Origin of the sequence: Rivularia sp. UHCC 0363, from assembly GCF_034931125.1 — a bacterium.
Classification (GTDB): domain Bacteria; phylum Cyanobacteriota; class Cyanobacteriia; order Cyanobacteriales; family Nostocaceae; genus Rivularia.
In genome coordinates, this window is the sequence record NZ_JAYGHM010000130.1 from 1 (window position 1) to 7422 (window position 7422).

At 37.1% G+C, this 7422-nt stretch carries 9 protein-coding genes; 3 read left to right on the plus strand and 6 right to left on the minus strand.

Features of this window, described 5'->3' with window-relative positions; all coding sequences use genetic code 11:
* Positions 1-241: 241 nt before the first annotated feature.
* The 5 genes from VB797_RS34425 to VB797_RS34445 form a co-directional block, all read right to left on the minus strand.
* Positions 242-907 (minus strand): DUF6753 family protein, encoded by a 666-nt coding sequence (locus VB797_RS34425; RefSeq protein ID WP_323242301.1) that lies wholly within the window; start codon positions 905-907, stop codon positions 242-244.
* Entirely contained in the window at positions 897-1901 is a 1005-nt protein-coding gene (locus VB797_RS34430; protein ID WP_323242302.1) for a hypothetical protein, read from the minus strand. Before VB797_RS34430 ends, VB797_RS34425 begins: the two co-directional genes overlap by 11 nt.
* A 68-nt stretch (positions 1902-1969) precedes the next feature.
* The gene (locus VB797_RS34435) at positions 1970-2707 is read right to left on the minus strand and encodes a mobilization protein MobD-like protein (RefSeq protein ID WP_323242303.1); all 738 of its coding nucleotides are present in this window, start codon (positions 2705-2707) and stop codon (positions 1970-1972) included.
* Between the two features lie 16 nt (positions 2708-2723).
* A complete protein-coding gene (locus VB797_RS34440; RefSeq protein WP_323242304.1) occupies positions 2724-3182 on the minus strand; it encodes a hypothetical protein in 459 nt (152 codons plus the stop codon).
* A 166-nt stretch (positions 3183-3348) separates the two neighbouring features.
* Complete coding sequence (locus VB797_RS34445; protein WP_323242305.1) at positions 3349-4530, minus strand: ParM/StbA family protein; 1182 nt, start codon at positions 4528-4530, stop codon at positions 3349-3351.
* A gap of 505 nt (positions 4531-5035) precedes the next feature.
* Between VB797_RS34445 and VB797_RS34450 the strand changes: the two genes are divergently transcribed.
* The 3 genes from VB797_RS34450 to VB797_RS34460 are packed head-to-tail and all read left to right on the plus strand — an operon-like array spanning position 5036 to position 6585.
* Entirely contained in the window at positions 5036-5398 is a 363-nt protein-coding gene (locus VB797_RS34450) for a plasmid mobilization protein (RefSeq protein ID WP_323242306.1), read from the plus strand.
* Positions 5399-5435: 37 nt separating this feature from the next.
* Positions 5436-5630, plus strand: a complete 195-nt coding sequence (locus VB797_RS34455; protein WP_323242307.1) for a hypothetical protein — start codon at positions 5436-5438, stop codon at positions 5628-5630.
* A gap of 40 nt (positions 5631-5670) precedes the next feature.
* Positions 5671-6585 (plus strand): relaxase/mobilization nuclease domain-containing protein, encoded by a 915-nt coding sequence (locus tag VB797_RS34460; protein ID WP_323242308.1) that lies wholly within the window; start codon positions 5671-5673, stop codon positions 6583-6585.
* Between the two features lie 95 nt (positions 6586-6680).
* Here the strand turns inward: VB797_RS34460 and VB797_RS34465 are convergent.
* Positions 6681-7422: hypothetical protein (locus tag VB797_RS34465; protein ID WP_323242309.1), on the minus strand; the 742-nt coding region annotated here is incomplete at its 5' end.

Sequence of the window (7422 nt, forward strand, 5' to 3'; positions counted from 1 at the left end):
ACCAATAAGTGTAAGTTCTAGGTCTTCAATAACTACCACGCGAATTTTCTCTGTACATTGAGCGCTTGTATGAGATTTGACTGTTGAATTGATTTCTAATTGGTTATTTACTGGTAAATCGTAATGTTGTTGTTCATGATGATGATAGTTTAATTCTTCCATTATTTTCTCCATCAGTTTTGTAATTTAATAAAAATGATTTAATCCCGTAATTTTTTATTTAAGACAGCTACTTACTTTCTTAAGGAGGTTTTACCCGTAATAAGCAATAGTCACTTTGACGAGTAATATTCTTTCTTTTTTCATTCTTAACTACAGCCCTTTGTTCGGAATCGTTCGTACAGTTTAAATTAGTCAAACTTTCAGAATTCCAAATAATAATATTCCGTGCTAATCGACCTTGAGAACTTTTTACCCACCGCAAATTTTCTACTTCTGCAACTGTTAGCAACTTGGGTTTTTCAGATGCATATCCACCATCCAACCATACCCGAACAGATAAACCAGTCAAAACACCAAATCCAATTGCAGCTACAAGTAATCCCATCGCTGGTAACATTACCCTCAGACGGCTTCGCTCTTTCGATTCGCAATGTTTGATAAGTCGGTTGACCATCGAGCGGATTTCCACTTCCTGTCCGCTTACAGCAGTACGCTTTGCTTTCTCCAAATGGTCGTAAATAGCTTCCGACCAACGTTGAAACAATTGGTTCAATTCATTAGGTTTATCTTCTAATAACACCTGAAGCTGACCAGTTGACAGCATTATTAGGAATAAAGGGTCGCTTGTAGATAGTCCATGCTCAACTGCTACCGCTAAAACCCGTCTTTGAAAATCAGCATCTTTCCCTTCAAGTAAACGATTTAGATAACTTTCGTTTTTTGCTTTTCGCAAACTATGTACCATAATCAATTCCTTTTTGCTGCTTAATTTCGCTCCGATCAACTTCGTTAACTGACCGTTCTTCTTCCATTGCGTTTCTTGCTCGTCGAAAATCTTCTCTATCGAATTGATGCAAAATCATCTCAATTTTGGCAGCATCAATATCACCCAAACCGTGAATAATATCAGCGTCGAAAGTTGCAGTAAATATAGTATGTCCATCTTCCTCATCACGCAAACTACAACAACTATCTTCAACATTGATTGTGACAATTCCAAAAGGTTTAAAGACAAACTCATCAATATTTTGCCTCTCGTACTCATCCATGATTCTTTCAGTTAAATATATTTGAGCATGAAACAATTCATTTTCATCTAATTTTGGAGCAGCTTCGCGTTGAAAGTAATTCATAATTTCAGTTATGTTTGTGGTGTTTACTGCTGATTGTTGTTCGTTATATAGATGATTGTTGTGTATTTCTATTTCTAATTCTTGTTCTAAAGTAGCTAATTCATCTGAAAACGAATGAATTATTAAATCCCTTAAAGCATTTAGATTGTCAGGAGTAATGCTTAATTGGGAAGCAATGACACCCGTATCTTTTTTGTTTATCATATTCTCTTCATCATCTTCATTACTACTTGAATCATCAGAGCTATTTACAACCTGAGATATATTTGAAATTAGTTCTTCACGTAAATGCGCTAATTCCCACACATACTCCGGACTAAAAACTTGGTCAAATATTTGATTACGAGTTGTGTATTCAAAACTTGGTTCTAAATTTCGGTAGGATGATAAACTCCATTTACCTTCACGGTTAATGTGTCCGCTAATTAATACATCTGCTTCTTGATGAGCAAGAAACCATTCCGATTTAATTCCTAAATGCTGTAATATACTATCTTCGGTGGTAAGAACATATAATCTTCCCATGTATTGCTCTTTCTCACTAGTTATCACTTCACAGTTAAAAGCTTGATTTGTTGAGTATAAAGTCTGAAGCTCATAATTCATGAATTTTGCCTTTTATCTGTGATAAAATATCACGAAATAATTAAACAGAAAGCAATTATAAATTTGACCTAGCTACTTTGAGAACTACTATTTTTAGCTGATTTTTTCTCCTTAACCCACATTTGAGTATTTTCTATTGCTTGATTTGATTCTTCTAAAAAAGTAGATAATCTTTGCTGCGACATTATAGGCATCTTTTCTCCAATTTCTATTGCATCAAACCGAAACTTATTTGAGTCGATAAAATATCTATCTCCCGGATATAGCATTGGAAAATCAATGATTTTTAAAGTTTTTTCATGCTTTTTACATAAATCTTTGTAAGTAGTATTATCTTTCAAAAAGCTCCAATCATCAGTTTTACCTAAATTTCTTACAAAAATATGGAGCATTTTATCTTTGTATAATTTCAAAGATTGGTAAAATAAATCGATAGATTCAAAACCGCCGTCACATACAAACCATTTACAAATATCTACATCATATTTGTCTGCTACTTCTAATAAACGTCCCTTTTTTATCCAGTTCTTAACTTGAGGAAATACGTTTGCAGGAAGATTGACAATAACAGGTTGTTTCCTAGCCAATTCAAAAATGATGTCAGCCTTATCTCCTTTGTTTACAGCTTCACTAAATTCAGCATCAACAGCATAATTGTAAAAGCGCTTAACATCTTGATTCGTTATATCTGCATCAACTAAAGTATGTTCTAGCTTCTTATCAATCGCATACTGCACCATGACGCGAGCAAACAGCGACTTCCCCACCCCTCCTTTTTCGCCATCAATTAAATGAATTCTTGCCATAATTAACTAATATTTATTAATCAAAGGTTTCGCTATCTGTTGTCATTCCTGCTAGATTCCATGCTTGTAGGTTAGAATCATCTAATTTTTCATTTTGGTCTGATGGTGGTAATTCAGTACTAAAATTTGATGACTTTTCTTGTTGAGTGTTTCTTGTTTCTAATCCTCCAAATACGGTACATAAAACATTTGTAACTGAACAGAGGTCTACTTTTATCGCAATACTGACGTATTGAAGATGATTTGCGATCGCCTTTACCGAATCCAAGAATATCAATTCTAAAGTTTCATGAGAATAACTACTTTCGCTATACAGTGCCAAAGCCATATAGTAAGCATTGAGAGCAGTAATTATCATTACGGTTTTATCTTGAAATGGATGTAAGCTCTGGTTCTGAATGTAACTAAGCATTTTTGCTTTATCTGAATTGATTCGTGGCTGATAACGCCATAGGAAGTCCTTTTTTTTGTTCATAGTCTTGGGTTTGGGCAGGAGGGATGAGCGGGGGAGGGGGAGAGTGGGGGAGTGATCTAGACGTTGAAGCAGGGAGAGACATTTATCGGAAATATAACTCTATTCTTGGGATGCTTGTTACCATGATTAATAATGGGCGAAAAATGGATAGTCAACACAAAAAAAACTAAATAACTCTTTCCCCCGCTCCCCCACTCCTCCCCTCTTCCTGTCCCCCACTCTCCCCCTCTCCCACTCCCCCACTCCTCCTAATTGCCCTTACCTTAATACCGTGATACACCGAAAGCGCCCATACATCAGCTAAACGATTTCCCAACCACTGCTCGTTTAAAGTTTGTGGTACTTCCACGCCGCCATGCCAAACTATAGGTGTTGTAGGAAATAGTGCATCTAATTCTTCTCGCAGGTAATCAGCTGTACCACCACAAATAATTACTTCATCCAATTCGTTTTTATTCGGCAATACTTCTGTTAACCAACTCATAAGCGCAATGGCATATTCCACTCTAGAGGAATTTACAACAGATATAATTTTTTCAATTTGAGTATCTTTTATGTTGCTAGAACCATATAAATGATAAAAATGCTGGGGCTTAGGTTCATTACCAGCAGCAACAATCCCTTCAATCAATTCTTCTGCTTCCAACCCTGATGTGCCTTCTATGACTAAATCGACCATTTTAGTCATCCCTAATCTTGCAGTTTTACCGCGATTCAAAATACCGCGCCGAGATATGATTACCGAGGCATTACGATATCCCAACATCACTAAGGCAATGACTTTACGCCTTATTGCCTCACCCGTGTTTTTGCAATACATTGCATAAATCCCACCACTTTCAGGAAAACATTCGTAACCGACTAAGTTGGCATTAATCTTCTTGGTTGGTGTATCAAATTCAGCCAAAGCTTCCTTGAGCATAGGTTTGAGCAACGCTGAATCTTCAAATTCCCCCGGTGGTAAAAGTAATGCCAGAGAAATGTCAAAGCAGTCGGATAACTTGAATTTATGTTTTATCACCCATATAGCAGCCAGAGTTTTATATAATGCCAGTTCATACTTGCGCGGTTTTAGTCTCGGTGTCGCACTGTAGATGCTCCGTGCCAAGTAACCTACTGCTCGATAATCTTCACCAATTCCCACCCATGCAGTATTTTCAGGATAAGCATTACCCAAGTTACGAGTTTGAAAAGCCAGGGAGGTGTAAGGAACTTCGATTACAGCAGCTTCTATCCAGAATGCTGTTGGTTTACCACCGCGAATCTGCACTATACCCTTAGTACCACTTCCACCAAAATCTATAGTCAGAGTAACTTCGGGGTATGCAAGATTATTTAATCTACCCATAAGTAATTTCCCCACACAGTATCTCTATTAGGGTAGCAATTAGAAATACTTCTCAGGATATAACTAAAGTCGTTATTTGTTCTATCACTATTGACGTAAAGATTAGGGGAGGGATTTGCTAGGGTAAAAGTGTCTGTTATCAAGCTTATGGGCAAATAACTCCCTTCATTCCCCCTACTCTTGCTTGCGCGGCAGATTGTCTTTCTTTCGCTTGATATCGGGAGGAGCAAGCAGTGGTGGTATACGTATTTATTCTTTGGGAGGATATTTATTGATAAAAGTCTGGTTCATCCAGTACTACACGGCTTAAATAGCGCACCCATTTTTTAGACTTAAATTGATGCTTATGATTAGATTTTCAGATGGGTATCTTACTTGCACGCCCACTGTACTAGATTGTTTCTGGTTCTCAAATCAATTCCTCTAAACTGTCTGAACAATTCTCTCGTGCTAGCATCTTTGTAAACACCTCATCTTCTTGATTGCATAATACTCAACGATCGCAATGGCAGCTAAACAAAAACAACATACAGTCCGATTTGAAATGCTATTGACCCCCGAACAAAACGAATATTGGCAAGCATTAGCGGAATCTAGCGGTATTAGCAAAGCAGAACTGGTTAGACGGAGAATGGCAGGATGTCGTATTAAAAGTATTCCCCAAATTAACTGGAAATGCTACTGGCAATTATTAAAAATCAGCGAAGATATTAGTCAAATAGCCGCCATTCAAAATCATGCCATAGCCCAAGGTTTAACCCTACCACCTATTGACTTTAATCCTTTTGAGGAGTTGTTGAGAGAAATTTCAACATTACGTTTATGTTTAGTTTTGGAAAGCGAAGAAGAAATCAGTAATGAGCGATAATTGGTAAGAGTAAATTCAATTCCATCAAAGCTGTACTATGCCGAAACAGCCAAAAATAAAAATAGGTGAGCGTATCTGTCGTCGTACAGATGATAACAAAGTATACATGGGTATTTGTATAAAAATTACAGAAAAAGGAATTCGATGTAAATGGGATGATTTACCATCCGAACTAACGACTGTACTTCTTTACAAAAGCTATGGAGAATTTTGGGAAAAAGTTAGTGATTAATTTAATAGCTTAGTTTAGTAGTCATACAATTTTTAATAGAATGATTGGCAAGATAAAAAAAGGTAAAAGCTTTGCAGGGCTTACCAAATACATCCTTGAAAAAGAACAAGCTGAGTTAATTTGCACAAACCTTGCAGGAGAAACACCCCAGGACTTTTACAAGCAACTCTGTGCGACACAGCAGTTAAATCCGAGAGTGCGATCGCCAGTTAGTCATATCAGTATCAGTTTCCCATTTCACGAAAAACCAGAAAATCAAGAATTGGAAGAAATTGTTGAAGAAACGCTTTTGGGAATGGGGTTTGAGAAAAACCTTTATTTTGCAGCATCACATAATGACTGCAATCATTTTCACCTACATATTGCCGCAAGTCGTATCAATATCGATGGCGAATGTGTATCTGATTGGTACGATAAACGACGTTTGGAAAAGGTTTTAAGAAATTTAGAAATACAATTTAATCTTACCCCCGTACCAAATTCTTGTGAAGTTGACCGTACAGCACCAACTACCGGACAAAAACGACGAATGTTTCGAGAAAACCAAGAATTTGAGTTGGGACTACGGGATAAACCAGCAGACAAGAGTGCAGCTGAGAAAATTCAAGATGCAATAGAAACTGCGATTCAACCAGGGATGGAGTTTGCTCAATTTGTTGAAAAATTGAAACTAGCAGATGTAGAAACATCATTGAAATTCAACTCGGAGGGTATTATTCAAGGTATTTCATATTCTACAGACGGTGTTGCATTTGCTGGAAGTAAATTAGGTAGAAGTAGTAAAGCTTCTACTCTCAAAGGGTTAACGATGCGAGGTATTAAGTTTGACCATTATCGTGATGATTTGGCATTAACTCGATACGTTGATAAAGATAACTTTCAACAAGACAAAGCATTAGAGCCGAAAATTAATAGGACTATGCGTTCCAAAAGTTCTCAGATTCAATTAGATTGAATTGAAGTCCATAAATTTTGCTATTTAGTTCGTTATTCCATCGGTTGTTAACTGTTCCTTACAACCGATGAAACACTTTTGACTACAACACTAATTCAACTGATTGAATACTCTGCTTCAAGAAAAGCCAATATTCGCTCCTGCTTGGGTGTTAAACTTGACGGGTCATGAACCTTTCCTAAAACTTCTAATACTGCTGCATGGGTAGGCTCATAATCTGATTCAACTCTACTGGCTATATGTCTGAGCCGAAGACAATTCTGGGAAGCTGCATTTTCACACGCTGCATAAGCTCTTTCTAAATGCTCTGGTTTAACAGTTTCCAAATCAACTTTCCAGGTTTTAATACTGCAACTATGAGGATTTATCTGACAAACAATGCACCAACACCCAGAGAATTGTCTTAAATCCGGTTCATACTTTGGCATAATTCGGCACACCTCACCAACATGATGCGGATTAGGTACGCGCTGCTTATCCTTTATTTGTTGGACTATATCAGATTTATTTTGCTTGCTACGGAGTAATTTTTGTGCCGATTCTTTTCCTTCTTCTTCAACAACTTTCGCAAGCGATAAAATATCCTTTTTAGTCAGCCCGCTATTACGAGCTAATATAGAGTGCTTGAGTTCTTCACCCAGCGATTGCGCTAAAGTATCTAATGCATTCGTAAACTGAGCATCGTTACGAATAGTTCTACCAGTAACTTTGTACTGTTGTGCCAAACTTTGAGCCACATCTACCGATAGGAAATTATTTCCGTTCGGTGAATTCTGTTTAAGATTGTGATTGCGATCGCCTTTCAAATTGAGATATCGTTTACCTCGTAAGTAGCTG